Origin of the sequence: Vibrio sp. 10N.286.51.E5 (assembly GCF_041469125.1) — a bacterium.
Classification (GTDB): Bacteria; Pseudomonadota; Gammaproteobacteria; order Enterobacterales; family Vibrionaceae; genus Vibrio; species Vibrio crassostreae_C.
Genome location: NZ_JBFRJZ010000037.1, coordinates 1 through 26112, shown reverse-complemented (window position 1 = coordinate 26112; position 26112 = coordinate 1). Strand labels below are relative to the sequence as shown.

The 26112-nt window shown below is 45.4% G+C and carries 41 protein-coding genes; 12 read left to right on the top strand and 29 right to left on the bottom strand.

From position 1 onward, the window contains the following. The first annotated feature begins 60 nt into the window (after positions 1-60). The 10 genes from AB4161_RS13910 to AB4161_RS13865 all read left to right on the top strand — a co-directional run bounded on the left by AB4161_RS13910 (position 61) and on the right by AB4161_RS13865 (position 9609). Positions 61-2037: a bifunctional 2',3'-cyclic-nucleotide 2'-phosphodiesterase/3'-nucleotidase gene (locus AB4161_RS13910; RefSeq protein WP_372083489.1), complete on the top strand. Its 1977-nt coding sequence runs from the start codon at positions 61-63 to the stop codon at positions 2035-2037. A 327-nt stretch (positions 2038-2364) separates the two neighbouring features. Next, positions 2365-2952: a DedA family protein gene (locus tag AB4161_RS13905; RefSeq protein ID WP_017100018.1), complete on the top strand. Its 588-nt coding sequence runs from the start codon at positions 2365-2367 to the stop codon at positions 2950-2952. Beyond that, the gene (locus tag AB4161_RS13900; protein WP_372083488.1) at positions 2949-4082 is read left to right on the top strand and encodes a D-alanine--D-alanine ligase; all 1134 of its coding nucleotides are present in this window, start codon (positions 2949-2951) and stop codon (positions 4080-4082) included. The genes AB4161_RS13905 and AB4161_RS13900 overlap by 4 nt, the downstream gene beginning before the upstream one ends. 19 nt (positions 4083-4101) lie before the next feature. Then, on the top strand, positions 4102-4644 hold the full coding sequence (locus AB4161_RS13895) for a hypothetical protein (RefSeq protein WP_032545608.1): 543 nt from the start codon (positions 4102-4104) through the stop codon (positions 4642-4644). A 2-nt stretch (positions 4645-4646) separates the two neighbouring features. Beyond that, positions 4647-5396 (top strand): NRDE family protein, encoded by a 750-nt coding sequence (locus tag AB4161_RS13890; RefSeq protein WP_017058882.1) that lies wholly within the window; start codon positions 4647-4649, stop codon positions 5394-5396. 12 nt (positions 5397-5408) lie between these two features. Continuing rightward, positions 5409-5846: a YHS domain-containing (seleno)protein gene (locus tag AB4161_RS13885; protein WP_017063714.1), complete on the top strand. Its 438-nt coding sequence runs from the start codon at positions 5409-5411 to the stop codon at positions 5844-5846. A gap of 12 nt (positions 5847-5858) precedes the next feature. Then, positions 5859-7613 (top strand): lysophospholipid acyltransferase family protein, encoded by a 1755-nt coding sequence (locus AB4161_RS13880; RefSeq protein ID WP_372083487.1) that lies wholly within the window; start codon positions 5859-5861, stop codon positions 7611-7613. Between the two features lie 71 nt (positions 7614-7684). Continuing rightward, positions 7685-8251 (top strand): Crp/Fnr family transcriptional regulator, encoded by a 567-nt coding sequence (locus AB4161_RS13875; RefSeq protein ID WP_017058879.1) that lies wholly within the window; start codon positions 7685-7687, stop codon positions 8249-8251. 57 nt (positions 8252-8308) lie between these two features. Beyond that, positions 8309-8761: a GNAT family N-acetyltransferase gene (locus tag AB4161_RS13870; protein ID WP_017058878.1), complete on the top strand. Its 453-nt coding sequence runs from the start codon at positions 8309-8311 to the stop codon at positions 8759-8761. Continuing rightward, the gene (locus tag AB4161_RS13865; protein ID WP_372083486.1) at positions 8761-9609 is read left to right on the top strand and encodes a DMT family transporter; all 849 of its coding nucleotides are present in this window, start codon (positions 8761-8763) and stop codon (positions 9607-9609) included. Before AB4161_RS13870 ends, AB4161_RS13865 begins: the two co-directional genes overlap by 1 nt. Positions 9610-9668: 59 nt before the next feature. Here the strand turns inward: AB4161_RS13865 and AB4161_RS13860 are convergent, their stop codons facing one another. Continuing rightward, positions 9669-10253, bottom strand: coding sequence for a LysM-like peptidoglycan-binding domain-containing protein (locus tag AB4161_RS13860; RefSeq protein ID WP_017068022.1), 585 nt, complete (start codon positions 10251-10253; stop codon positions 9669-9671). Positions 10254-10466: 213 nt separating this feature from the next. Between AB4161_RS13860 and AB4161_RS13855 the strand changes: the two genes are divergently transcribed. Together AB4161_RS13855 and AB4161_RS13850 are read left to right on the top strand one after the other, a co-directional pair. Next, a complete protein-coding gene (locus AB4161_RS13855) occupies positions 10467-11087 on the top strand; it encodes an FKBP-type peptidyl-prolyl cis-trans isomerase (protein WP_008220519.1) in 621 nt (206 codons plus the stop codon). A gap of 134 nt (positions 11088-11221) precedes the next feature. Continuing rightward, positions 11222-11716 (top strand): DUF2780 domain-containing protein, encoded by a 495-nt coding sequence (locus AB4161_RS13850; protein WP_017058875.1) that lies wholly within the window; start codon positions 11222-11224, stop codon positions 11714-11716. A gap of 272 nt (positions 11717-11988) precedes the next feature. Here the strand turns inward: AB4161_RS13850 and rplQ are convergent, their stop codons facing one another. The 28 genes from rplQ to rpsJ form a co-directional block, all read right to left on the bottom strand. After that, complete coding sequence (gene rplQ / locus AB4161_RS13845; protein WP_004729812.1) at positions 11989-12369, bottom strand: 50S ribosomal protein L17; 381 nt, start codon at positions 12367-12369, stop codon at positions 11989-11991. Positions 12370-12393: 24 nt separating this feature from the next. Beyond that, complete coding sequence (locus AB4161_RS13840) at positions 12394-13386, bottom strand: DNA-directed RNA polymerase subunit alpha (RefSeq protein ID WP_004729813.1); 993 nt, start codon at positions 13384-13386, stop codon at positions 12394-12396. A 22-nt stretch (positions 13387-13408) separates the two neighbouring features. Continuing rightward, positions 13409-14029, bottom strand: a complete 621-nt coding sequence (gene rpsD / locus AB4161_RS13835; RefSeq protein WP_004738777.1) for a 30S ribosomal protein S4 — start codon at positions 14027-14029, stop codon at positions 13409-13411. Between the two features lie 31 nt (positions 14030-14060). Next, positions 14061-14450 (bottom strand): 30S ribosomal protein S11, encoded by a 390-nt coding sequence (gene rpsK, locus AB4161_RS13830; RefSeq protein WP_004738778.1) that lies wholly within the window; start codon positions 14448-14450, stop codon positions 14061-14063. Positions 14451-14469: 19 nt separating this feature from the next. Next, positions 14470-14826 carry a 30S ribosomal protein S13 gene (rpsM, locus tag AB4161_RS13825; RefSeq protein WP_004738779.1) on the bottom strand — a complete coding sequence of 119 codons (357 nt, stop codon included), beginning with the start codon at positions 14824-14826 and terminating at the stop codon, positions 14470-14472. A 148-nt stretch (positions 14827-14974) separates the two neighbouring features. Next, a complete protein-coding gene (rpmJ, locus tag AB4161_RS13820; RefSeq protein WP_000868186.1) occupies positions 14975-15088 on the bottom strand; it encodes a 50S ribosomal protein L36 in 114 nt (37 codons plus the stop codon). A gap of 41 nt (positions 15089-15129) precedes the next feature. Next, on the bottom strand, positions 15130-16464 hold the full coding sequence (secY, locus tag AB4161_RS13815; RefSeq protein WP_004738781.1) for a preprotein translocase subunit SecY: 1335 nt from the start codon (positions 16462-16464) through the stop codon (positions 15130-15132). Between the two features lie 20 nt (positions 16465-16484). Beyond that, positions 16485-16919 (bottom strand): 50S ribosomal protein L15, encoded by a 435-nt coding sequence (rplO, locus tag AB4161_RS13810; RefSeq protein ID WP_004736758.1) that lies wholly within the window; start codon positions 16917-16919, stop codon positions 16485-16487. A 5-nt stretch (positions 16920-16924) separates the two neighbouring features. Next, a complete protein-coding gene (gene rpmD / locus AB4161_RS13805; protein ID WP_004736756.1) occupies positions 16925-17101 on the bottom strand; it encodes a 50S ribosomal protein L30 in 177 nt (58 codons plus the stop codon). Between the two features lie 7 nt (positions 17102-17108). Continuing rightward, positions 17109-17609, bottom strand: a complete 501-nt coding sequence (rpsE, locus tag AB4161_RS13800) for a 30S ribosomal protein S5 (RefSeq protein ID WP_017061307.1) — start codon at positions 17607-17609, stop codon at positions 17109-17111. Positions 17610-17623: 14 nt separating this feature from the next. After that, positions 17624-17977: a 50S ribosomal protein L18 gene (gene rplR, locus AB4161_RS13795; protein ID WP_004738784.1), complete on the bottom strand. Its 354-nt coding sequence runs from the start codon at positions 17975-17977 to the stop codon at positions 17624-17626. 9 nt (positions 17978-17986) lie between these two features. Next, on the bottom strand, positions 17987-18520 hold the full coding sequence (gene rplF, locus AB4161_RS13790; RefSeq protein ID WP_017063712.1) for a 50S ribosomal protein L6: 534 nt from the start codon (positions 18518-18520) through the stop codon (positions 17987-17989). A gap of 10 nt (positions 18521-18530) precedes the next feature. Continuing rightward, positions 18531-18923 (bottom strand): 30S ribosomal protein S8, encoded by a 393-nt coding sequence (gene rpsH, locus AB4161_RS13785; RefSeq protein ID WP_017061309.1) that lies wholly within the window; start codon positions 18921-18923, stop codon positions 18531-18533. A 29-nt stretch (positions 18924-18952) separates the two neighbouring features. Next, on the bottom strand, positions 18953-19258 hold the full coding sequence (gene rpsN, locus AB4161_RS13780; protein ID WP_004738789.1) for a 30S ribosomal protein S14: 306 nt from the start codon (positions 19256-19258) through the stop codon (positions 18953-18955). A gap of 16 nt (positions 19259-19274) precedes the next feature. Further along, the gene (rplE, locus tag AB4161_RS13775; RefSeq protein ID WP_004738790.1) at positions 19275-19814 is read right to left on the bottom strand and encodes a 50S ribosomal protein L5; all 540 of its coding nucleotides are present in this window, start codon (positions 19812-19814) and stop codon (positions 19275-19277) included. A 24-nt stretch (positions 19815-19838) separates the two neighbouring features. Next, complete coding sequence (rplX, locus tag AB4161_RS13770; RefSeq protein ID WP_004738792.1) at positions 19839-20156, bottom strand: 50S ribosomal protein L24; 318 nt, start codon at positions 20154-20156, stop codon at positions 19839-19841. 11 nt (positions 20157-20167) lie between these two features. Beyond that, positions 20168-20539, bottom strand: coding sequence for a 50S ribosomal protein L14 (rplN, locus tag AB4161_RS13765; protein WP_004736740.1), 372 nt, complete (start codon positions 20537-20539; stop codon positions 20168-20170). A gap of 162 nt (positions 20540-20701) precedes the next feature. Continuing rightward, a complete protein-coding gene (rpsQ, locus tag AB4161_RS13760; RefSeq protein ID WP_004736739.1) occupies positions 20702-20956 on the bottom strand; it encodes a 30S ribosomal protein S17 in 255 nt (84 codons plus the stop codon). Beyond that, complete coding sequence (gene rpmC / locus AB4161_RS13755; RefSeq protein WP_004736737.1) at positions 20956-21147, bottom strand: 50S ribosomal protein L29; 192 nt, start codon at positions 21145-21147, stop codon at positions 20956-20958. The genes rpsQ and rpmC overlap by 1 nt, the downstream gene beginning before the upstream one ends. After that, positions 21147-21557, bottom strand: coding sequence for a 50S ribosomal protein L16 (rplP, locus tag AB4161_RS13750; RefSeq protein WP_004736736.1), 411 nt, complete (start codon positions 21555-21557; stop codon positions 21147-21149). Before rplP ends, rpmC begins: the two co-directional genes overlap by 1 nt. A gap of 11 nt (positions 21558-21568) precedes the next feature. After that, the gene (gene rpsC, locus AB4161_RS13745; RefSeq protein ID WP_004736734.1) at positions 21569-22267 is read right to left on the bottom strand and encodes a 30S ribosomal protein S3; all 699 of its coding nucleotides are present in this window, start codon (positions 22265-22267) and stop codon (positions 21569-21571) included. 18 nt (positions 22268-22285) lie between these two features. Continuing rightward, positions 22286-22618 (bottom strand): 50S ribosomal protein L22, encoded by a 333-nt coding sequence (gene rplV / locus AB4161_RS13740; protein ID WP_004736732.1) that lies wholly within the window; start codon positions 22616-22618, stop codon positions 22286-22288. A 10-nt stretch (positions 22619-22628) separates the two neighbouring features. After that, entirely contained in the window at positions 22629-22907 is a 279-nt protein-coding gene (gene rpsS, locus AB4161_RS13735; RefSeq protein ID WP_004736729.1) for a 30S ribosomal protein S19, read from the bottom strand. 19 nt (positions 22908-22926) lie between these two features. Then, positions 22927-23751: a 50S ribosomal protein L2 gene (gene rplB, locus AB4161_RS13730; RefSeq protein ID WP_010435149.1), complete on the bottom strand. Its 825-nt coding sequence runs from the start codon at positions 23749-23751 to the stop codon at positions 22927-22929. A 14-nt stretch (positions 23752-23765) separates the two neighbouring features. Beyond that, complete coding sequence (rplW, locus tag AB4161_RS13725; protein ID WP_004736765.1) at positions 23766-24068, bottom strand: 50S ribosomal protein L23; 303 nt, start codon at positions 24066-24068, stop codon at positions 23766-23768. Further along, the gene (gene rplD, locus AB4161_RS13720; RefSeq protein ID WP_004738803.1) at positions 24065-24667 is read right to left on the bottom strand and encodes a 50S ribosomal protein L4; all 603 of its coding nucleotides are present in this window, start codon (positions 24665-24667) and stop codon (positions 24065-24067) included. The genes rplW and rplD overlap by 4 nt, the downstream gene beginning before the upstream one ends. 16 nt (positions 24668-24683) lie before the next feature. Further along, complete coding sequence (gene rplC / locus AB4161_RS13715) at positions 24684-25313, bottom strand: 50S ribosomal protein L3 (RefSeq protein WP_004736763.1); 630 nt, start codon at positions 25311-25313, stop codon at positions 24684-24686. 14 nt (positions 25314-25327) lie between these two features. Next, the gene (gene rpsJ, locus AB4161_RS13710) at positions 25328-25639 is read right to left on the bottom strand and encodes a 30S ribosomal protein S10 (protein ID WP_004736761.1); all 312 of its coding nucleotides are present in this window, start codon (positions 25637-25639) and stop codon (positions 25328-25330) included. Positions 25640-26112 lie beyond the last annotated feature (473 nt).

Here is a 26112-nt window from a genome sequence, read left to right as displayed (position 1 = left end):
TTCATTCGGTTTTGTTACATTACGCAACGAATTTTCTACTATCCACTTTGGAGCTACAAAATGAAAGTTGCAATGAAACCTTTGTCATTGGCTGTACTTGCGGGTCTTGGTTTGACTTTAGCAGGCTGCACAACAACACCAGATACCGATGAAGTGATTAAATTACGTGTCGTAGAAACGACGGATATCCATACCAACCTAATGGATTACGACTACTACAAAGACAAGCCATCGAAAAAAATTGGCTTAGCACGTACTGCAACTCTAGTAAAAGAAGCTCAAAGCGAAGTAACCAACAGCGTATTAGTTGATAACGGTGACTTGCTGCAAGGTAGCCCAATGGGTGACTACATGGCAGACAAAGGCATCGAAGTAGGCGAAGTTCACCCTGCATACAAAGCTATGAACCAACTAAGCTACGACGCTGCAAACCTAGGTAACCACGAATTCAACTACGGTCTTGATTTCCTAGAAGAGTCAATCAACGACGCTGATTTCCCGTACATCAGTGCTAACGTTTACGACGCAAAAACCAAAGAACACTACTTCACACCTTACATCATCAAGACGCACACGTTTGAAGATACTGCAGGCGTAGAGCATGAAGTAAAAGTCGGCTACATCGGTTTTGTTCCACCACAAATCATGACGTGGGATAAGAAGAACCTAGAAGGCAAAGTGATCGCTCGTGACATCATTGAGACGGCTAACGAGTTAGTGCCTCAAATGAAAGCGGAAGGCGCTGAAGTTATCGTTGCTATCCCTCACTCAGGCGTATCAACTGACCCATACAAAAATGGCGAAGAGAACTCAACGTTCTACCTATCTGAAGTAGATGGCATTGATGCGATCGCATTCGGCCACTCTCACGCAGTGTTCCCAGGTAAAGGTTTTGATGACATTCAAGGCATCGACAACGAAACGGGCACAATGAACGGCGTTGCGGCAGTAATGCCAGGTCGTTGGGGTAGCCACGTTGGTGTTATGGACCTAACACTGGCACAAAAAGACGGTAAGTGGGAAGTCGTTAAAGGCCAATCAGAAGCACGCCCTATCTACGACAAGATCGAGAAGAAATCTCTTGCTGCGGCTGATGAAGGCATCGTAACAGCACTAGAAAAAGACCACGCTGGTACTCGTGAGTTTGTTAACCAACCGATTGGTAAAGCAGACGATGTGATGTACAGCTTCTTGTCTCTAGTACAAGACGATCCAACAGTTCAAATCGTTAACCTTGCACAGAAAGATTACGTTGAACAGTTCATCCAAGGTGACCCTGACCTAGATGGTACGCCAGTACTTTCCGCGGCTGCACCATTCAAAGCTGGTGGCCGTAAGAATGACCCAGCGAACTTCACTGAAGTTGAATCTGGTCAACTGACATTCCGTAACGCAGCTGACTTATACCTTTACCCGAACACACTAGTTGCGATGAAGGTAACAGGTCACGAAGTAAAAGAGTGGCTTGAGTGTTCTGCTGGTCAATTCAACCAAGTTGATGTTAACTCAACAGCACCACAACAGTTGATCGAGTGGGATAACTTCCGCACTTACAACTTCGATGTTATCGACGGTGTTGATTACCAAATCGACGTAACTCAACCTGCGAAATACGATGCAAACTGTAAAGTCGTTAACCCTGACTCACAGCGTATTGTTGGCCTAACTTACCAAGGTAAGCCAATCGACATGAAGCAAGACTTCCTGATCGCAACCAACAACTACCGTGCATACAGCGCTAAGTTCCCAGGCACAGGTGAAGACTTCATCGCATTTGATGCACCAGATGAGAACCGTACTGTTCTTGCAAACTACATCTCTCGCGTAAGCAAAGAACAAGGTCAAGTGAGCCCAAGCGCAGATAACAATTGGTCATTTGCACCAATCAAAACGGATAACAAGCTAGATATCCGCTTTGAAACATCTCCAAGCGACAAAGCAGCAGAGTTCATTAAAGAGAAAGGTCAATACCCGATGAAACGTGTTGCGACTGACGATGTTGGTTTTGCTGTTTACCAGATTGACCTAACTAAATAGATTGCTTAAGTAATCCATAGTTAACGTTCTGAAAGGCTGAGTTTTACGACTCAGCCTTTTTCTTTTCTTCTAAATGTTCAGCCCAAAGCCCTAATTTTCGAACGACAAACTCTCGTTCAACCCGCTTCCAAATGCCACGCCTTCAGCTTCAAAACAGCAGTCAAACAGCAGTCAAACAGCACGACTCAAACCACCAATTGAATGAATCCAACACAAAAAAACACTAATCAGCTGTAAGTTTTTATCTGCTCCTCCTGTCTATTTAATTTACCACACTCAATGAATGGTGGTTAAGCCATTCATCTATAGGATAGATAAGGACATTTAATGAGCACCGTCGAGAGCATTCAAGCATGGTTACATTCAGGGGAGGAGTCGCTGCTATGGCTGATGCTTGGCATCATCGCGCTTTCTTATCTGCTTGAAGATCTTGCGATTGTTACGGCGGCAGGTATCGCGACTCAAGGTCTAATACTTCCTCAATATGCGCTGCTTGCTATTTTCATCGGTATTGCCACGGGTGATCTCGGTCTTTATTACCTGGGTAAATCAGGACGTTACTTCCGAGGTGTTCGATATAAAGCCCTCACTAATAAGTACTTTCGTTCGCTTCGTACCAAATTACGTCAGAACGCATTCAGCAGCCTTTTTGTTATCCGCTTTATTCCCGGGCTTCGTACCGTCGGCTTTACCTTAAGTGGCTTTTTCGCCATCCCACTGCCTACTTTCTTGTTTGCCGTGATTAGTGCCACTGCGCTCTGGACTGGCATTGTCTTCTCTGCCATCTACTATTTAGGGACATCAGCGTGGCTGCAAGCCTCTGAATATCAATGGATCATCATCCCGTGTGCCATCGCTTTGCTGTTTATCGGCAATCGATTAATGAATAGAACCTACTCTAGAGGATTATCATGAGTTCACCGCAAGATATTCGCATCATTCCAGCACATCAAATTAATGCAGGCATGCCTTTGCTTGAAAAAGATACCGTGCGCAGCGTCTCTCCTTATGAGTTTCTTCCAACTTGGTTCTTCTACACGCCAGTGGTGATTCAAAGCCTGATGCAAGGGTTACGGCACTTTGACTGGGCACTGCCGCTCATCGCCAACCCAAGCATCAAGTTAAGCGGTATGGTAGGCGAATCAAAACACGAGATATTAAGCCTTGCCGGATCTTCAAGTCAGCGTTGGATCTCTCCGTTTATCACCCTCACCAAAACGGATCTCAACGGTAAGAAACAAGCTGAAGATGCACGCAGCGCACTCATACAATCCGATCTTGATTTCCCGATTGTCGCTAAACCAGATCTTGGCTGTCGAGGCGTTGGCGTCAAGCTGATCAACACACAAGATCAACTTGAGCAATATGTTGAATCTTTCCCAAATAACGCTCGCTTTCTACTGCAAGAAAAGGCGCCTTATCAGGCAGAAGCTGGCGTTTTCTATGTTCGTTACCCAAACAAAAAGCAAGGCGAGATCATCTCGATCACACTCAAATATGCGCCAATGGTGATGGGTGATGGCAAGTCGACACTCAAGCAGTTAATTGAAAATAGCCCACGTGCTGGGCAGCTCAGTCACCTGTATCTACCAAGGCATGAAGATAAATTGGATCACGTGCTCGCAGAGGGCGAAGAGTTCCAACTCGCGTTCGCAGGTAGCCATAGCCGTGGCTGCATCTTCCGCGATGGCAATCAATACATCACTCGGGCTTTAACTGAACGTTTAGACGAGATATTCGATGACTTCGATGGTTTTCATTTTGGCCGACTCGACGTCAAGTTTAAGGACATGCACAGCCTAATGAACGGTGAGGATTTCACGATTCTTGAGGTCAATGGCGCAAGCAGTGAGGCTGGACATATCTGGGATCGCAACACCCCATTACGAGAGATATTTTCTACGCTACTCCTGCAATATCGCATTCTTTTTGATATTGGCGCTCAGCAAAAACAACGAGGCCACCAATCCCCTTCTTTCAAGAGCTTATTTGCGGCGTGGCAAGAAGAGCGACGTCTTGTTCAACAATATCCGACTACCGACTAACTTTGCACGAGGATCATGAATGAACCCCATAGCCCAACCGAGCGCCCTTACTTCTTTCTCTCCTAGTATCAAGGGAGCGGTAGAGATATTGAATCAGGGTCTAGAGTTTTTGTTAGCGATTTCTGACAGCGATTACCTGACACGAGCAAAGCCACACGTTACAAGCTCTATCGGTGAACATACTCGTCACACACTGGATCTTTTTCACGCCTTGATTTTAAAAGAGGATGAGGCCGTTGATTACAACACTCGTCGTCGTGGTCATCCTGTCGAATACGACCGCTCTATTGCAGTCAAAGAGATCCACTATGTGATCAACTGGCTTGAACGATTAGACCGTCGAGATCTCGAAGCGCCTATCATGATCCAAACCGAGGTTTCGATGGATGCTCAAGTGTTCGCAAGCCTGCCTTCAACGCTCGAAAGAGAGGTCACCTTTGCCGCACTGCATGCCAATCATCATTACGCGATGATCAAGGTGATCACCACCTTCCTAGACGTCGAGACCTGCAACACCTTTGGTTATGCCCCAACCACCAACAGCTATCTGAGGGAGCAATAATCATGTGTTCAGTATCTTGGCTGCTTGAAGAGAATGGTTATCAGGTCTTTTTTAATCGTGATGAACAAAAGACGCGAGCACTGGCAATGCCACCCAGACAATATCGAGTCAACGGTGTCGATATCATTATGCCACTCGACCCAACTGGCGGCGGTAGCTGGATAAGTATTAATGAGTTCGGGCTTTCGCTATGCCTACTCAATAACTATCAAGGCACAGTGCCCGTTGGTCCTTTAGTAAGCCGCGGTTTGCTACTTAAAAACCTATCATCGAGTCGTAATATCAGTCAGCTATCTGAAGCGTTTCACAAGCTAGACCTACACTCTTTTGCCCCATTTACCTTGCTAGCTTTCGCGCCCAATCTAACCCAACACAATGGTCTGGTTATCGCCTACATGTGGGATGGTATTCAACAGAAAATAGTCGACACTGATTCTCCACTCTTCTCATCCGGTGTTGATTTAGAGCGAGTGCAAGCCTACCGACAAGCAAAATATGATCAGCTCATGGCGGCAGGTAAGAATCAACAGAACTTACTGATGTTCCACTCTCACCATCACAATGAGCAACCTCATTTAGCGACCTGTATGCATCGCGAAGACGCACATACCGTGAGCTTTACACACTTACGTAACCTGCATGGTCAAGCCTCTATGTTTTATGCACCCGGCTCACCATGCGAACCCATTAAACCATGTCAGATAAATCAGCAGCGCTTTACCTTTGATTTATCACCCGCAATCAATCTATAGATGGAGTCCATCATGAGAAAACTATTCACCATGGTTCTGCTACTTGTTAGCCCGTACGTATTTGCCGCCGATGAAATCTATACCGGCTTCTTTAGCAGTAAGGCACTCGATGGCTACGATACCGTGGCTTATTTCACGTCTGGGAAGCCTGTTGAAGGGAGCAAGAAGTTCAGCACAGAGTACAAAGGCGCGGACTGGTATTTCTCTTCTGAAAAGAATCTGACTTTATTTGTTAATAATCCTGAAAAATATGCCCCTCAATATGGTGGTTATTGCGCATGGGCCGTTTCTGCCAAAAACGACTTCGCACCAGGTGACCCACAGTATTGGACCATAGTTGATGACAAACTTTATCTTAACTACGACCAAGAGATTAAGCAGCGCTGGGAACAAGACCAAGCACAGCATATTCAACAAGCCGATAAAGTTTGGCCGCAACTGATTAAGTAAGGTAATTTCATTATGATTGATAGTCCTTTTCGTTTACCACGTTACACGCCTTTTGGTTTAGGTGAGTCTGTTGTCGAGTGGGCAACTGGGCTATCTAAGCTAGACCGACTCTACCAAGATCGTAAAAACGAGTTATCTAGCTTCGAATTCATGAATTACACTCTGTCGGCGCTCAATATCGACTACTCGGTTGCATCGGGAAGCACGGAAAACATCCCGGAAGAAGGGCCTGTCGTGATTGTGGCGAACCACCCGCTTGGCGCCATCGAAGGCGTGATCCTTGCCGATCTCGTAGGATCAGTAAGAAAGGATGTGAAGGTGCTGGCCAATGAGTTACTTAAGCGCCTGCCTGAACTGGATGATCTTTTCATCGGTGTCGATGTCTTTAACAGTAAAGAATCGAAACGCACCAATGCCAAAGCGATTCGAGATGCCAATCGTCATTTGGCTGATGGTGGACTATTGATTGTATTCCCAGCAGGTGAAGTATCAAGCTACCGTAAAGGGGCAAAAACACTGACAGACATCGAGTGGAGCAAGTCGGTAGCGAAATTCGTCAAACGTCACCAAGCCACCACGGTACCTATCTTTATCAATGGCAAGAACAGTGAGCTTTTCTATCAAGCGGGTCGCGTTCATCCACTGTTGAGAACCGCTCTACTCGGGCGTGAACTTCTTAATAAACAAGCGACAACTATCTCTATCTCGATTGGCTCATCGATTCCGTATTCAGAGATAAAATCGTTTGAAAAAGAGATGGATATCGTCAACTACCTACGACTTAATACCTATCTAATGAGTCAACAAGACAGCCCGAGCACGCCAATCCACGCGCCCTCTTTCGATACCCAAGTGATAGCGCCTATTCCACCAGAAGTCTTATCAATAGAGATAGACTCACTCCCTGAAGAGATGAAACTGCTCGAGCAAGGGAACTTTGAGGTCTACTGCACACCAAGCCAATCCATTCCTAACTTAATGCGCGAGATTGGTCGAGTAAGAGAAGAAAGCTTTAGAGAAGTCGGAGAAGGCAGCGGGCTGGCCTGTGATTTAGATGAGTATGACCTTTACTACCATCAACTGTTTGTGTGGAATAAAACCAAGGCAGAACTGGTTGGCGCGTATCGACTCGGTATGGTCGACAAACTCATCGCTGAGCACGGGCTTGATCAGCTCTACTCTCGTAGCCTGTTTAACTACAACCAAGAATTCATTGATACTCTAGAAAACAGCATTGAGCTTGGGCGATCGGTAGTAAGTAAACCTTACCAAAAGAGCCTGAACTCACTGTTACTATTGTGGAAAGGCATTGCGACCTTTGTGTCTCGTCACCCTCAATATACCCATCTGTTCGGCCCAGTCAGTATCAGCAATGATTACAGCCACAATGCGCGTCTGTTGATCGCGACCACGTTATCAATCCACCATTATGATGAGGAAAAGGCGAATTTGGTTTCACCTTCGTCACCACTCAATACCAGCAGTCATGTGTTCTGGCAAAATCACCTGCTCTCTTCACTGGCGAGTGTGCCTCTGCTCTCTAAAGTGTTAGCACGCATGGAGCAAGGTAAAGGCCTGCCGGTACTGCTGCGCCAATATCTAGGGATGAACGGTAAACTGGTGTGTTTTAATGTCGACCCATCGTTTAATGATGCCTTGGATGGCTTGATTGTGGTGAACCTTAAAAAGGTACCACTGAAGACTCTGGGTAAATACATGGGCAGAGAGCTTGCTCAAGATTACCTAGAGCAACACGCACGCCGCTGATTTATCCCGCTCTGTACCTCTCTCCAAATAAGTGCGATGATTTCGGCACTTATTTGGGTTAGGTTATTTTCATGCACACCTCTTTTATCGAACAACTACAAAGCTTCGACTTCTCTGAAAGCCAGATTGAATCTCTAGTTGCTGTCGCCAAGCCACTTGAGTTGCCAACCAGACACATCTTGATCAATCAAGGTGAGATGGCGAGTTCAATCTACTTTGTACTTGAAGGCTTGTGCCATGCCTGCTACCTCACTGATGATGGTAAGCAATACAGTAAAGAGTTCTATTGGGAACAAGATTGGATCATCGGCTTTGAGAGTCTGATAAAAAGCCAAGCGTCCCCTTACCTATTAGAAACGCTGACTCCCATCACCATGTTAGAGCTGCCAATGAATGCGGTTATCGAGTGGCGTGCATCAAATAATCCTTTGTATTTAAAGCTGTTAGAAACACAGCTGATGCATAAGGAAAACAAAGAACGCTTCATGCTGCTCTATACACCAGAGCAACGTTATCAGCTGTTCTGCGAGCACTATCCCGACCTTGAGCAGCGCTTAAATGACAATCAAATTGCCGCTTATCTAGGAATCACCGCAATCAGCCTGAGCAGAATTAAAGGTCGAATTAACAATAGTTAATGCCAACAATCATCACGCATAGTACATTCAGAGCATCGATAATCTCTGGATGTAAACATGATCACTTGGCACTCAATTCCTTTTTCTGAACTCTCAACACAACAGCTTTATCAACTACTTAAATTAAGAGTCGATGTATTTGTGGTCGAGCAGACTTGTCCTTATCCAGAGCTGGACGGTAAAGATACACTCGCGGGTGTTGAGCACCTGCTTGGCTATGCTGATGAAGAGTTGGTAGCGTGTGCACGTTTATTACCACCAGGTACCTCTTACGACAACACCAGCATCGGTCGAGTCGCAACCAAGCAATCGGCAAGAGGTGGTGGCTTGGGGCATCAATTAATCAAAGAAGCATTAACACGCTGCGAGGCTCTTTGGCCAAATACGGCCATTGATATTGGCGCGCAGCAACACCTAGAAAACTTCTATGCGAGCCACGGCTTCAACACCATCTCGGATATGTATCTCGAAGATGACATTCCTCATATAGACATGAGATTAGAAAAATAATGACGAATATCACTGCCGGTATTCTATTGTTGGTTGCAGGTAACTTGTTTGCCTCGCTTTCCGACGTAGCGGTAAAGCTGTTAAATGGCGAAGTACCGCCCTTACAGTATATTTTTTTCCGACAGTTGATATCTCTGGTCATCATCACCCCTTTGTGGCTACAGCAGAAAAAAGAACAACGGCGCTTACAGCAGGCTAAGGTAACCTTCATTCGAGGTCAGTTAATTCTGATCGGCAGTGGGTGCATGGTGGTCGCGATCACTCACTTGCCTTTGGCAACCGCCAACGCAGTATTTTATGTCGCGCCTTTACTGATGTTGCCGCTCTCAATGTTGCTATTGAAAGAGCAACCGGCACTCGGCAAGGTTATCGGCACAACCATAGGTTTTATTGGTGCATTGATTGTCTTGAGGCCATCACAATTTCATTGGGCGGCACTGTTTGCTTTGGGGACAGCAATCACCCTAGCACTATTTAATGTACTCGTAAGAAAGCTTCCTAGTGAGCAAACGGTGGTCACTACGCTGTGGTGGACAACCTTATTCTCTATTCCAGCCTCATTAGTACTGTGCTTCTTATACTGGCAGCCAGTGTCTGTGGAGCATTTGGGATACATAGCCCTGAGTGCGACGCTAATCTTAAGTTACAACGGCCTTGCGGTTGCTGCCTATCAAAAAGCACACTCTAGCCAAATTGCCTTGGCTGAGTATTCAGGATTGGTGTTTGTCGCGCTAATAGGTGCAATATGGTTCGATGAGATTCCGGATACATTAACCTTTATCGGAATCATGCTTATCATCTTGCCACTCGCCCCTTTCAAGCGACCAAAAAAAAGAGCTAATGCTTAGCTCTTTTCTATCGTTTATCTGTGTCTGGTGAAGCGCTTTAACTCAGGCTCACTATTCATCTACTTACTGCGACCAAAGCCACCATCGGATAAGCGGAAGAACATCACCGAAGTGTCGCCTTTCTCTAGCTGAAGAATGTCCAACTGCCCAGTTTCAGCAAGTTTGAAACGAACCAGCTGGCCTTTACGAATCTGACTGAGCGGCTTATCTGCACCTTCAATTCGCACTAACGCATTCAAGTCAGACAATGGCAAATCGTTGTTTCGAAAAACCTGCGCTAACGTATCCCCTTGCTTAACAAGGTACTCCTGCCAATTTTTGTTACTCGGTTCTAATGAGCTGTTCTTGGCATTTTGCTGTTCGCTTAAGCCGACGGTGTTTATTTCAAGCTCAACGCGCGATGTTGTTGGAGCTGTGTCTACTTTAGGTTCTGGTAGCGGCACAAAAAGTAATATCAGTACGATCGGAGAAATCACCATCAACAGTCTTTGGTGTAACTTCGGCAATGAACCCCAAGTTTGCGCTGTCGAGGTTTTCATTTTCTTCACATCGATCGAACTCAATTTCTCTTTGACCTGATTCAGTCGATCCTTGAATTCTGCTAAGTGGTCAACTTTCTGTTTTTTCTTTTGACGACGATTCATACCACTGCGTCCTATACATTGAATAACTACAGTATAAAAACCAAAGTACCAACAGTATAGATCTTTCCGTCACAACAAGGCCCAAAGCGAGAAAATTGACATGGCTGTGATTTGGGCGCGGTAAAGCGCAAGTGATCAGGGACTAGCCGTTTCTTCACGCTGCTAATACTGGTATTCTTACCCTTTTCGTACTGACAAAAAGAGTGACTTTTCATGTCTGAAGTAAAATTTGAAACTGTAGAGCAAAAAGCTAGCTACGGTATCGGTCTACAAATGGGCCAACAACTTGCTGGTTCTGGTCTTGAAGGCCTAAACGTTGACGCAATCGCTGCTGGTATCGCAACAGCTCTAGTTGGCGACATGCCAGCTATCGAAGTTGACGAAATCAACAACGCACTACAAGAGCTACACACTCGCGGTGAAGCTGCACGTCAAGAACTAGCTAAAGCTGCTGCTGCTGACGGCGAAGCTTTCCTAGCTGACAACGCTCTTCGTTCAGAAGTAACGGTTCTTGAGTCTGGTCTTCAGTACGAAGTACTAACTGAAGGTACTGGCGAAATCCCAACTGCAGACAAGCAAGTACGTGTTCACTACCACGGCGAACTAACTGACGGTACTGTTTTCGACAGCTCTGTATCTCGCGGTCAACCTGCTGAATTCCCTGTAACTGGCGTAATTCAAGGTTGGGTACAAGCTCTACAAATGATGCCTGTTGGCTCTAAGTGGAAGCTATACATCCCTCAAGATCTAGCATACGGTGAGCGTGGCGCAGGTGCTGCAATCCCACCATTTGCTGCTCTAGTATTTGAAGTAGAACTTCTAGCTATTCTTTAATTTTTATAAAAACCTTTAGTAAAACAAAATACTATTGGCAAATAAAATTGAAATAATCCAACGGCGATGTGACTACATCGCCGTTTTTCGTTTATAGTGAAAGAGTAAATTACTTTATTACTTAAGGACGAATAATGAAGAAAGTACTCATCACAGTTTTAAGCAGCCTTGCTGTTGTCTCTTGCGCTAGCACTAGCGACTCTGAACAAACCAGTTCATCATCAGATACCAACTATTCCCAACTATCACAAACTGCACTAATGGCAGCAGTGAATATGTGGTCTCAGCAGAACGAAACAACACCACTTGTGGATACGGTAGCTGACCAAGCTTCTGTTACCAGCGACCAAGCAGTTGGCGGTATTGGTTCAATGTTGGCCCTTGCACAAAACTCACTTGGCACAGCCGACAACAAAGAACTCGCGACACTTATTCCAGGCATGTCGAGCCTTGAGTCTACGGGGCTATCATCGCTACTAAGCTCACAAGGTGCCGTTGAAAGTGCGTTTTCTGGATTAGGCATGGATCCATCAATGGTTACGACATTTGCGCCAATCATTCTTCAAGCATTGCAGTCACAAGGTGCGACGAGCGGCCTGATGGATTCACTTTCAGCTATATGGCAATAATCGTTAGTTATTAATAGCTAGCTTAAAATCTAATAAGGGCACTTCGGTGCTCTTTTTTGTGCGTGGAAGAAAAGATATTTGAGATACGAGATACGAGATACGAGATACGAGATACGAGATACGAGATACGAGACATTTTTGAAAATTGGAGCAGATAAGACAAGCAAAAAGTGCCAAACATCATGGTGCAATTTCTATTATCTTTTCCTTGTTCTACAGACACAAAAAAGCCGAGCTAATGCTCGGCTTTTGTATTAAGAATCTAGTATAGATTACTCAGCAGCTTCTTCAGCAGCTGGGCGGTCTACAAGCTCAATGTAAGCCATTGGAGCTTTATCACCAGTACGGAAACCACATTTAAGAATGCGAGTGTAACCACCTTGGCGAGCCGCGAAACGCGGGCCTAGTTCATTAAATAGTTTTGCCACAACTTCGTTATCACGAGTGCGAGCAAATGCAAGACGACGGTTAGCAACACTGTCTGTCTTAGCTAGGGTAATCAATGGCTCAATTACGCGACGTAGTTCTTTTGCTTTAGGCACGGTAGTTTTAATAACTTCGTGACGAACAAGAGAGCTAGCCATGTTGCTGAACATCGCTTTGCGATGACTGCTGTTGCGGTTGAGTTGACGACCACTTTTACGATGGCGCATGACCTAATCCTTCTAACTTTTCGATTAATCTTCAGCGATTGACGCTGGTGGCCAGTTTTCTAGACGCATGCCTAGAGAAAGACCACGTGAAGCAAGCACATCTTTAATCTCTGTAAGAGATTTCTTACCAAGGTTTGGCGTTTTAAGTAGCTCAACCTCAGTGCGCTGTACAAGATCACCGATGTAGTGAATCGCTTCTGCTTTCAAACAGTTAGCAGAGCGAACTGTTAGTTCAAGATCGTCTACAGGACGTAGTAGGATAGGATCGAATTCTGGCTTCTCTTCCTTCTCCTCAGGTACACGTACATCACGAAGATCTACGAACGCATCCAGTTGTTCAGCTAAAATAGTAGCTGCACGACGGATTGCTTCCTCAGGTTCTAGAGTACCGTTCGTTTCCATATCGATAACAAGCTTGTCTAAATCAGTACGTTGTTCTACACGTGCCGCTTCTACAGCGTAAGCGATTTTATCAACCGGGCTGTAAGTAGCGTCAACTAGTAGACGACCGATAGGACGCTCATCTTCTTCAGTATGGATACGAGCTGAAGCTGGAACGTAACCACGACCACGTTCTACTTTGATACGCATAGCGATCTCAGCGTTGTCATCCGTTAGGTGACAAATTACGTGCTCAGGGTTAGCGATCTCTACATCACCATCGTGGGTGATGTCACCTGCAACAACAGGGCCTGAGCCTGATTTGTTCAGTGTAATAAACACTTCATCTTTGCCTTCAGCAACGCGTACAGCCAAACCTTTAAGGTTTAGAAGGATTTCCAGGATATCTTCCTGAACGCCTTCTTTAGTGCTGTATTCGTGTAGCACACCTTCAATTTCAACTTCTGTTACGGCACAACCCGGCATAGAAGATAGAAGAATGCGGCGAAGAGCATTACCTAGAGTGTGGCCGAAACCGCGCTCTAATGGCTCAAGAGTTACTTTCGCGTGTGTCGTATTGATCTGTTCAATGTCAACAAGACGCGGCTTAAGAAATTCTGTTACAGAACCCTGCATTGTGTCCTCTCTTTTTTTAACCTTACTTAGAGTAAAGTTCGACGATCAAGTGTTCATTGATGTCAGCTGATAGGTCAGAACGCTCAGGCATACGCTTGAATGTACCTTCCATTTTGCCAGCATCTACTTCAATCCAAGTTGGCTTTTCACGTTGTTCAGCAACTTCTAGAGCCGCTTTAATACGAGATTGCTGTTTAGCTTTCTCGCGGATAGAAACAACGTCGTTTGCCGCTACTTTGAAAGAAGGAACGTTTACAACTTTACCGTTAACTAGAATAGACTTGTGGCTAACTAGTTGACGAGATTCAGCACGAGTAGCGCCAAAGCCCATACGGTAAACTACGTTATCAAGACGACCTTCAAGAAGCTGAAGCAGGTTTGCACCTGTGTTGCCTTTAAGACGTGCAGCTTCTTTGTAGTAGTTGCGGAATTGTTTTTCTAGAACGCCGTAGATACGACGAACTTTTTGCTTCTCACGAAGCTGAACGCCATACTCAGATAGACGACCGCGACGAGCGCCGTGTACACCTGGTGCGTTATCAATTTTACACTTGGTATCGATCGCACGGACACCAGACTTAAGGAATAAGTCAGTACCTTCGCGACGGCTAAGCTTAAGCTTAGGACCCAAATATCTTGCCATGATCTTTCTCCAATATTCCTAGAAACGAAACTTAAACGCGACGTTTCTTAGGTGGACGACAACCGTTATGAGGGATTGGTGTCGCATCAACAATGTTAGTGATACGGAAACCAGCAGCGTTCAGTGCACGAACAGTAGATTCGCGACCTGGACCTGGACCCTTAACCATAACTTCCAAGTTCTTTAGGCCATATTCTTTAGCCATTTCACCACAACGCTCAGCTGCAACTTGTGCTGCGAACGGAGTAGATTTACGAGAACCACGGAAACCTGAACCACCTGCTGTAGCCCATGCAAGAGCGTTGCCTTGACGGTCAGTGATAGTTACGATTGTGTTGTTGAAAGAAGCATGAATGTGCGCTACGCCATCAGCTACTTGCTTGCGTACGCGCTTACGCGCGCGAGTTGGTTGTTTTGCCATTGTACTCTACCTTATCCGACTATTTCTTGATCGGCTTGCGCGGACCCTTACGGGTGCGAGCGTTGGTTTTAGTACGCTGTCCACGTAGTGGTAGACTGCGACGATGACGAAGACCGCGGTAACAGCCAAGGTCCATAAGACGCTTGATGTTCATCGATACTTCACGACGTAGATCACCTTCTACAGTGTACTTAGCTACACCATCACGCAGTTGATCGATCTGCTCTTCAGTTAGTTCACTGATCTTAGCATCTTCAGCAATACCCACTTCAGCTAGAATAGCTTGAGAGCGAGTTTTACCGATACCGTAGATTGCAGTAAGTGCAATTACAGAATGCTTATGATCAGGAATGTTAATGCCGGCTATACGGGCCATTATTCACTCCTAAGGGGTTCATAAAAGAATTATCCGCAGCAAAGCCCGTTATGGATACGCTGCGGCATACTACTTCTTTTGCACGCAAAAGGTAGGCCGAGGAATATACTCGACTCTACCTTGTATTTCAAGTAAAAATTTCTGCTAATTAGCCTTGGCGTTGCTTATGCTTTGGCTCACTGCAAATCACGCGAACGACACCGTTACGCTTGATAACTTTACAGTTACGGCAGATTTTTTTAACGGAAGCACGAACTTTCATTGCTAAACTCCGTAAATGGAATCGAAATTGTTACCACCGAATTAACGGCCGTAACCCTTCAGATTCGCTTTCTTTAACACAGAATCATACTGTTGTGACATCAGATGAGTCTGTACCTGTGCCATGAAATCCATGATAACTACCACTACGATTAGTAGTGATGTGCCGCCAAAGTAGAAACGAACGTTCCACGCGACCATCATGAACTCAGGAATCAGACATATAAAAGTAATGTATAGAGCGCCCGCAAGGGTTAGTCTAGTCATCACTTTATCGATATATTTCGCTGTCTGCTCACCTGGGCGGATACCGGGTACGAATGCACCAGACTTCTTCAAGTTATCAGCTGTTTCACGTGGGTTAAACACCAACGCTGTATAGAAGAAACAGAAGAAGATTATAGCTGCTGCATAAAGCATTACATACAAAGGTTGACCTGGGCTAAGAGCTAATGACACGTCAGTTAACCAACCGAACGCGCTGCTTTCACCATTTTGACCAAACCACTGCGCTAATGTTCCTGGGAACAAAATAATACTTGATGCGAAAATCGCTGGAATAACACCTGCCATATTAATCTTAAGAGGCAAGTGAGAGCTTTGTGCTGCAAAAACTTTACGACCTTGTTGACGTTTCGCATAGTTAACGACGATACGACGTTGACCACGTTCCATGAAAACTACGAAGTAAATAACAGCAAAAGACAATACAGCAATCAACAGCAGAAGAAGCACATGCAATTCACCTTGACGCGCTTGCTCGATTGTTTGACCGATTGCAGAAGGCAATCCAGCAACAATACCTGCAAAAATCAGAATGGAAATACCATTACCGATTCCTCGCTCAGTGATTTGTTCACCTAACCACATTAAGAACATGGTACCAGTTACTAAACTCACGGTAGCAATAAGCGTAAACATGGTTTGGTTGATAACAACCAGATTGTCGACCATGTTTGGTAAGCCTGTTGCGATACCAATAGCTTGGAATGTTGCAAGTACAAGCGTGCCGTAGCGTGTATATTGGCTTATCTTACGACGGCCTGCTTCACCCTCTTTCTTGAGTTCCGCTAACGCTGGATGAACTACAGTTAGCAATTGGACTACGATCGATGCCGAAATGTACGGCATGATACCCAATGCTAATATAGATGCACGCTCAAGAGCACCACCGGAGAACATGTTAAACATTTCTACGATGGTACCTTTTTGCTGATCGAACAAATCGGCAAGTACAGCTGCGTCAATACCAGGGATCGGCACAAAAGAGCCGGCTCGGAATACTAAAAGTGCACCAATTACGAATAATAAGCGCGACTTTAGTTCACTTAAGCCGCTCTGAGCACTACGAAAATCTTGTCCTGGTTTCTTAGCCATCTGTACCTCGTTCCTCGAGATTATTCCTCGATTTTACCGCCTGCAGCTTCGATTGCAGCTTTAGCGCCTTTAGTCACGCGTAGACCTTTAACAGTCACAGCTTTGCTTAGGTCACCAGAAAGAACGATCTTAACAAACTCGATGTTCTTAGTGATAACGTTAGCAGCTTTAAGGCTGTTAAGATCAACTACGTCACCTGTTACTTTCGCTAGCTCAGCTAGACGAACTTCAGCAGACACTAGGCTCTTACGAGAAGTGAAACCGAATTTAGGTAGACGTTGTTTTAGAGGCATTTGACCGCCTTCAAAACCTGGACGAACAGAGCCGCCAGAACGTGACTTTTGACCTTTGTGACCGCGGCCACCTGTTTTACCAAGGCCAGAACCGATACCACGACCTACACGCTTCTTAGAAGGTTTAGAGCCAGCAGCCGGTGATAGAGTATTCAAACGCATTCTGATTACTCCTCAATCTTAACCATGTAGTAAACCTTGTTGATCATACCGCGTACGCACGGTGTATCTTCAAGTTCTACTGTATGGTTGATGCGACGAAGACCTAGACCTTTAAGACACGCTTTGTGCTTAGGTAGGCGACCAATTGAGCTTTTAGTTTGAGTTACTTTAATAGTTGCCATCGTGTGCTTACTCCGAAATAGATTCAACAGTTAGACCACGTTTAGCAGCAACCATTTCTGGTGACTTAACGTCTACTAGAGCACCAATCGTTGCACGAACGATGTTGATCGGGTTCGTTGAACCGTATGCTTTAGAAAGTACGTTATGTACGCCCGCAACTTCAAGTACAGCACGCATTGCACCGCCGGCAATAACACCTGTACCTTCTGCAGCTGGCTGCATGTAAACTTTAGAGCCCGAATGACGACCTTTCACCGGGTGGTGAAGAGTGCCTTCGTTAAGCGATACTGTAACCATGTTACGGCGCGCTTTTTCCATTGCTTTTTGAATCGCAGCAGGTACTTCACGAGCTTTGCCGTAACCGAAACCTACGCGACCGTTACCGTCACCAACTACTGTTAGTGCAGTAAAGCTCATGATTCGACCACCTTTAACCGTCTTAGATACACGGTTAACTGCGATCAGCTTTTCTTGCAAATCATTAGCTTGTTGTTGTTCTTTAGCCATCTTCCAACCCTACCTTAGAATTTCAGACCAGCTTCGCGAGCAGATTCTGCTAGCGCCGCTACTCGACCGTGGTATTGGAAACCAGAACGATCAAATGCAACTGAAGCTACGCCTTTTTCAAGAGCGCGCTCAGCAACAGCTTTACCAACTGCTTTAGCTGCATCAACGTTACCAGTGTTCTTAACTTGCTCACGGATCGCTTTTTCTACAGTAGAAGCAGCTGCGATAACCTCAGAGCCGTTTGCCGCGATAACTTGTGCGTAAACATGGCGAGGAGTACGGTGTACTACCAGGCGAGTTGCACCAAGTTCTGCAATCTTACGACGTGCACGTGTAGCACGACGGATGCGAGATGCTTTCTTATCCATAGTGATACCTTACTTCTTCTTAGCTTCTTTAGTACGCACATTTTCATCTGCGTAACGAACACCTTTGCCTTTGTAAGGCTCAGGAGCACGGTAAGAACGAATGTCAGCCGCAACTTGACCTACTACTTGCTTATCGCAACCAGTAATGATGATCTCAGTTTGGCTAGGGCACTCAGCTTTAATACCTTCAGGTAGAGCGTGCTCTACTGGGTGAGAAAAACCAAGAGTTAGAGCTACAGAGTTGCCTTTCATAGCAGCACGGTAACCAACACCCTTAAGAGTTAGCTTCTTAGTGAAGCCCTCAGTAACACCCACAACCATGTTATTAACTAGAGCGCGAGCTGTACCAGCTTGTGCCCATGCGTTAGTAACACCTTCTTTCGGACCGAAAGTTAGGTTGGTTTCTTCCTGTGCAATAACTACGGCGCTGTTAAGAACGCGAGTAAGCTCACCTTTGCTACCTTTTACAGTAACTTCTTGGCCGTTTAGTTTCACCTCTACGCCAGCTGGAATAGCGACAGGTGCTTTAGCAACACGAGACATAATCTACTCCTTAAGCTACGTAACAGATGATTTCACCGCCAAGACCTGCTTTACGAGCAGCACGGTCAGACATCAGACCCTTGGAAGTAGAAACAACTGCAATACCAAGACCACCCATCACTGTAGGTAAAGAGTCTTTATTTTTATAAACTCTTAGACCAGGACGTGATACACGCTTGATTTGCTCGATTACAGGTTTAGCTTGGAAGTACTTAAGAGTAACTTCTAGCTCAGGTTTTGCTTCGCTGTTAACAGCGAAGTCTACGATGTAACCTTCAGCTTTAAGTAATGCAGCAATTGCAACTTTAAGCTTTGAAGAAGGCATTTTTACAGCAACTTTGTTTGCTGCCTGACCGTTACGAACTCGGGTCAGCATATCCGAAATCGGATCTTGCATGCTCATAAGATTTACTCCAAATGATTAAGTGGCAATTACCAGCTAGCCTTACGAAGACCCGGAATCTCGCCTTTCATGCAAGCTTCACGAACCTTAATGCGGCTTAGACCGAATTTACGTAGGTAACCGTGTGGACGACCAGTTTGGTTGCAACGGTTGCGCTGACGTGATGCACTTGAATCACGTGGAAGAGATTGCAGTTTAAGAACCGCATTCCAACGATCTTCTTCAGATGCGTTTACATCGCTAATGATAACTTTTAGCGCAGAACGCTTTTCAGCGAACTTAGCTACTAGTTTTGCACGTTTAGCTTCACGTGCTTTCATTGATTGTTTAGCCATAACAGTAACCCTACCCTTACTTACGGAATGGGAAGTTAAAGGCAGCCAGCAGAGCTCGGCCTTCCTCATCGGAACCCGCAGAAGTCGTGATAGTGATATCAAGACCGCGGACACGATCGACTTTATCGTAGTCGATTTCCGGAAAGATGATTTGCTCGCGAACGCCCATGCTGTAGTTACCGCGACCGTCAAAAGACTTAGCGCTAACACCACGGAAATCACGTACACGTGGAAGTGCGATAGAGATTAAACGCTCTAAAAATTCCCACATGCGCTCACCACGCAAGGTTACTTTACAACCAATTGGGTAGCCTTCACGAATTTTGAAACCAGCTACAGATTTACGCGCTTTAGTGATAAGTGGCTTTTGACCAGAGATCGTTGCCATATCAGCTGCTGCGTTTTCTAGCAGTTTCTTATCGTTGATTGCTTCACCAACGCCCATATTTAGGGTGATTTTCTCAATCCTAGGGACTTGCATGACGCTTGTGTAGCTGAACTCTTTGGTAAGCTCAGCGACTACAGACGACTTGTAGTAATCATGCAGTTTCGCCATAGTAGAACTCCAAATTACTTCTAATTAGTTAGAAACAGTTTCGCCGTTAGATTTGAAGAAACGAACTTTCTTGCCATCTTCGATACGGAAACCGATACGGTCTGCTTTACCAGTAGCCGCGTTAAAAACAGCAACGTTAGAAGCATCAATAGCTGCTTCTTGTTCAACGATGCCACCTTGTTGACCTAGAGCCGGAACCGGCTTTTGGTGTTTCTTAACAAGGTTGATGCCTTCAACGATAACTTTACCAGTTGTCAGAACCTTAGTTACTTTACCTTTCTTGCCTTTATCTTTACCAGCAAGAATGATTACTTCGTCATTACGACGGATTTTAGCTGCCATATTGCCGCTCCTTACAGAACTTCAGGTGCTAGTGATACAATCTTCATGAATTTCGCGTTACGAAGTTCACGAGTCACAGGACCAAAGATACGTGTGCCGACTGGTTGCTCAGTAGTGTCATTTAACAATACACAAGCATTACTGTCGAAGCGAATGACAGAACCGTCTGGGCGACGAACGCCTTTACGGGTGCGCACTACTACCGCCTTCAGAACATCACCTTTCTTTACTTTACCGCGAGGAATCGCTTCCTTCACTGTAACCTTGATGACGTCACCGATATGTGCATAACGGCGGTGAGAGCCACCCAGAACCTTAATACACATTACCTTGCGCGCGCCAGAGTTATCTGCTGCGTCAAGTGTACTTTGCATCTGGATCATTGTTAGTGCTCCGCTAAATATTAAAACTAGACCCTCTCGGGTCGGGCTGCCTCTTTAAAAGGGACGCGAATTGTACCACCCTTTTTTTAAATTGGGTAGACAAAAAACAAGCGGCTCCAAAAAATTATTTGGAGCCGCTTATAAGTTATAGAATTACAAAGATTAAATCTTCGCTTTTTCTAGAACTTTAACCAATGTCCAAGACTTAGTCTTAGACAGAGGACGACACTCAGCGATTTCAACTTTGTCGCCTAGGCCACAAGTGTTGTCTTCGTCGTGTGCGTGTACTTTAGTCGTGCGTTTGATGAACTTACCGTAAATTGGGTGTTTTACAGTGCGCTCAATAGCAACAACGATAGACTTGTCCATCTTGTCACTTACTACACGGCCTTGCTGGATGCGGTTAGTTTCGCTCATTATGCGCCTGCCTTTTCAGTCAAAACAGTTTTCACACGTGCGATGTCACGGCGTACAGCTTTTAGAGTATGAGTTTGCTGTAGTTGACCAGTTGCAGCTTGCATGCGCAAGTTGAACTGTTCACGTAGCAAATTCAATAGCTCAGCGTTAAGCTCTTCAACGTTCTTTTCGCGTAGATCTTGTGCTTTCATCACATCACCTGCTTAGTTACAAAAGTAGTTTTAACAGGCAGTTTACGTGCCGCTAGGCGGAACGCTTCACGTGCCAACTCTTCAGGTACGCCATTCATCTCGTACATAACTTTGCCTGGTTGGATTTGAGCAACCCAGTACGCAACTGAACCTTTACCTTTACCTTGACGAACTTCAAGAGGCTTTTCAGTAATTGGCTTGTCTGGGAATACACGAATCCAGATTTGACCTTGACGCTTAATGTGACGTGTCATAGCACGACGTGCCGCTTCGATTTGACGTGCAGTCAGACGACCACGGCCAACAGCTTTAAGACCGAATTCGCCGAAGCTTACTTCAGTACCTTTAGCTAGACCACGGTTACGACCAGTCATAACCTTGCGGAACTTAGTACGTTTTGGTTGTAGCATCGTTCGACTCCTTACTTACGGCCTTTACGCTGCTTCTTAGGCTTATCGCCTTTTGGCTCTACTGCGTTAGCAGCTGGCATACCGCCTAGAATCTCACCTTTGAAGATCCAAACTTTAATGCCGATCACACCGTATTGAGTGTGAGCCGAAGAAGTTGCGTAATCAATGTCTGCACGTAGAGTGTGTAGAGGCACACGGCCTTCACGGTACCACTCAGAACGTGCGATTTCAGCACCGCCAAGACGGCCGCCTACTTGTACTTTGATGCCTTTAGCGCCTAGACGCATAGCATTTTGTACCGCACGCTTCATTGCACGACGGAACATAACACGACGCTCTAGTTGAGACGCGATGCTATCAGCTACAAGCTGACCATCTAGCTCAGGCTTACGTACTTCAGCGATGTTAATTTGCGCTGGTACACCTGCGATTTTAGCTACAGCTGCGCGTAGCTTCTCTACGTCTTCACCTTTCTTACCGATAACAACGCCAGGACGAGCAGTGTGAATAGTCACACGGATGCTCTTAGCTGGACGCTCGATAACGATACGAGATAATGATGCTTTTTGTAGTTCCTTTGTAAGGAACTGACGTACCTTGAAGTCGCCGTCTAGGTTGTCAGCGAATTCGTTGGTATTAGCAAACCATGTAGCATTCCAAGGCTTAACGATGCCAAGACGAATACCATTAGGATGTACTTTCTGACCCATTGCTTACTCTCCTAGTCTTTAGCGATCTGCTACAACAATAGTGATGTGGCTTGAACGCTTCAAGATACGATCCGCACGACCTTTAGCACGAGGCATAATACGCTTCATGATAGGGCCCTCATCTACGAAGATTTTAGCGACATTTAGATCGTCGATATCTGCACCTTCGTTATGTTCCGCGTTAGCGATAGCTGACTCAAGAACCTTCTTAACTAATACAGCAGCTTTTTTGTTGCTGAAAGTTAGAATTTCTAGAGCTTGGTCTACCGACTTACCGCGAATTTGGTCTGCAACTAAGCGAGCTTTCTGTGGAGAAATACGAGCAAAGTTATGTTTAGCTAAAGCTTCCATCATCTACTCCTTATTTCTTCTTAGCTTTCTTATCTGCAGCATGACCGCGATAAGTACGAGTTGGTGCAAATTCGCCCAGTTTGTGACCGATCATTTCTTCGGTAACGAAAACTGGAACGTGCTGACGACCATTATGGACAGCGATGGTCAAACCAATCATTGTTGGGATGATCATTGAGCGACGGGACCAAGTCTTAATAGGCTTTTTGTCTCCGCTTTCCACCGCTTTCTCTACCTTCTTCAGCAAGTGTAGGTCAATAAAAGGACCTTTCTTGAGAGAACGTGGCATGGCGATTCCTCTTTATAAATTATTTAGTGCGACGACGTACGATGTACTTGTCAGTGCGCTTGTTCTTACGAGTCTTGAAGCCCTTAGTAGGAACGCCCCAAGGAGAAACTGGGTGACGACCACCAGATGTGCGGCCTTCACCACCACCATGTGGGTGATCCACCGGGTTCATTACTACACCACGTACGGTTGGACGTACGCCGCGCCAGCGTGAAGCACCAGCTTTACCAAGTTCACGTAGCATATGCTCAGAGTTACCAACTTCACCGATCGTTGCACGACCTTCAGAAAGAACTTTGCGCATCTCACCAGAACGTAGACGGATAGTTACGTATGCACCATCGCGAGCGATGATTTGAGCATAAGCACCAGCCGAACGAGCTAGTTGAGCACCTTTACCAGGCTTAAGTTCAACACAGTGTACAGTAGAACCTACTGGGATGTTGCGCATCGGCAGAGTGTTACCTGCTTTGATTGCAGCATCTACGCCAGATTGAATCTGGTCGCCTGCGTTAACACCTTTAGGTGCAATGATGTAACGACGCTCACCGTCTGCGTACAGAACTAGAGCGATGTTAGCACTACGGTTTGGATCGTATTCTAGACGCTCAACTTTCGCTGGGATGCCATCTTTAGTACGTTTGAAGTCAATTACACGGTAATGGTGCTTATGACCACCACCGATGTGACGTACTGTAATACGACCGTTGTTGTTACGACCACCGTTCTTAGAGTTTTTCTCTAGAAGTGGTGCGTATGGCTTACCCTTGTGTAGGTCAGCGTTAACAACTTTAACGACGTGACGACGACCAGGGGAAGTCGGCTTACATTTAACAATAGCCATTTTTACTACTCCTGTTATTCCGCGCCGCCAACGAAGTCAAGATCTTGACCTTCTTTCAAAGTAACGTAGGCTTTCTTAACGTCTGAACGACGGCCTTCACGCATACCTTGACGTTTGGTCTTACCCTTTAATACAAGAGTATTTACAGACTTAACTTCAACTTCAAATAGCTTTTCTACAGCTGCTTTGATCTCTTTCTTAGTTGCATCTTTAGCTACTTTGAAAACGATAGTGTTCGCTTTCTCAGCTGCCATAGTTGCTTTTTCAGAGATGTGCGGAGCACGTAGAACTTTTAAGATACGCTCTTCAGTGATCATGCTAGCATCTCCTCAACTTGCTTAACTGCGTCAGCAGTCATTAGAACCTTGTCGAAAGCGATTAGTGATACTGGATCAACACCAGCAACATCACGTGCATCTACTTTGTATAGGTTACGAGCAGCTAAGAATAGATTTTCATCTACTTCGCCAGTCACAATCAGAACGTCGCTTAGCTCAAGCTCTTTAAGCTTAGCTACAAGTTCTTTTGTTTTTGGTGCTTCTACAGAGAAGTTATCAACAACGATTAAACGCTCTTGACGAACTAGCTCAGAAAGAATGCTCTTCATAGCACCGCGGTACATTTTTTTGTTTACTTTTTGGCTGTGATCTTGTGGTTTCGCAGCAAAAGTAACACCACCTGTACGCCAGATTGGGCTACGAATTGTACCAGCACGTGCGCGGCCAGTACCTTTTTGACGCCATGGCTTAGCGCCACCGCCAGATACTTCAGAACGAGTCTTTTGAGCACGAGTACCTTGACGAGCACCTGCTGCATATGCAACAACTACTTGGTGTACAAGAGCTTCGTTGAAGTCACGTCCGAAAGTAGTCTCGGAAACAGTTAGTGCATCAGCACCTTTAACCATCAATTCCATTACTTACTCCTAGACGTTATGCTTTAACAGCAGGTTTTACGATCACGTTTCCGCCTGTTGAGCCCGGTACTGCACCTTTAATAAGGAGTAGATTGCGCTCAGCGTCAACACGTACGATCTCTAGGTTTTGAGTCGTTACACGCTCAGCACCCATGTGACCTGCCATTTTCTTGCCTTTAAACACGCGGCCTGGAGTTTGACATTGGCCAATTGAACCCGGTGCGCGGTGAGACAAAGAGTTACCGTGAGTCATATCTTGAGTAGAGAAGTTCCAACGCTTGATAGCGCCTTGGAAGCCTTTACCTTTAGATGTACCAGTAACGTCTACTTTTTTAATTTCGTTGAAAAGTTCTACGTTTAGCTCAGCGCCAACTTCAAACTCTTCGCCGTTTTCTAAACGGAATTCCCAAAGACCGCGACCTGCTTCTACACCCGCTTTCGCGAAGTGACCAGCTTCAGGTTTAGTTACACGGTTAGCTTTCTTAGCACCAGTAGTTACTTGGATTGCTGCGTAGCCGTCTGTCTCAAGAGTTTTAACTTGAGAAATACGGTTCGCTTCAACCTCAACAACAGTTACTGGGATAGAAACGCCTTCTTCAGTAAATACGCGGGTCATACCCACTTTACGTCCGACTAGACCAATCATTATTCTTATCTCCCTTAACCTAGGCTGATTTGAACATCAACGCCAGCTGCAAGATCAAGACGCATTAGAGCATCAACAGTTTTATCTGTTGGCTCAACGATGTCGATCAAACGCTTGTGAGTACGGATTTCGTACTGATCACGTGCATCTTTGTTGACGTGTGGAGAGGTAAGAACAGTGAAACGCTCTTTACGAGTAGGAAGTGGAATAGGACCACGAACCTGTGCGCCAGTACGTTTTGCTGTTTCAACGATTTCCGCAGTTGAAGCATCGATTAGCTTGTAATCAAACGCTTTAAGGCGGATACGAATACGTTGGTTCTGCATGAGACAGAGCTCCAATTATTAAAAATTACACAAACAATATCGCCACTCAAACCCGATAAAACGAGAGAATGCCGATTGATTTATGTGAAACCGTAGCACCCAAAATTAGGACGCATTGTCAGTTAACTTTTGAAGTAAACAAGAAGTTTACTATTTTTATTAACCGCGAACATAAGCTGAGTATACATTACTAGGTAAGACCTACTCCTCAGTGCTCATTGGTTCACAACCAGCGTTAGCCAGTGCGATGCATTATACAGATCACACTTTAGTATGCAAGTAGTGTTGGAAAAATAATCGCAATTTATTGGAAGTTGGTTTTGTATCGAGAGGGAAGAAGATAGATGGAAGGTAATATTTCTTTTGAGAAAACAAAAGGGAAGCCGAAGCTCCCCTTTTCAGATGCGTGCTCTTCTAATGAAGAGAGTGCAAAAATCTAAATGCTATTAAGCGAAGATTTTAGCTACAACACC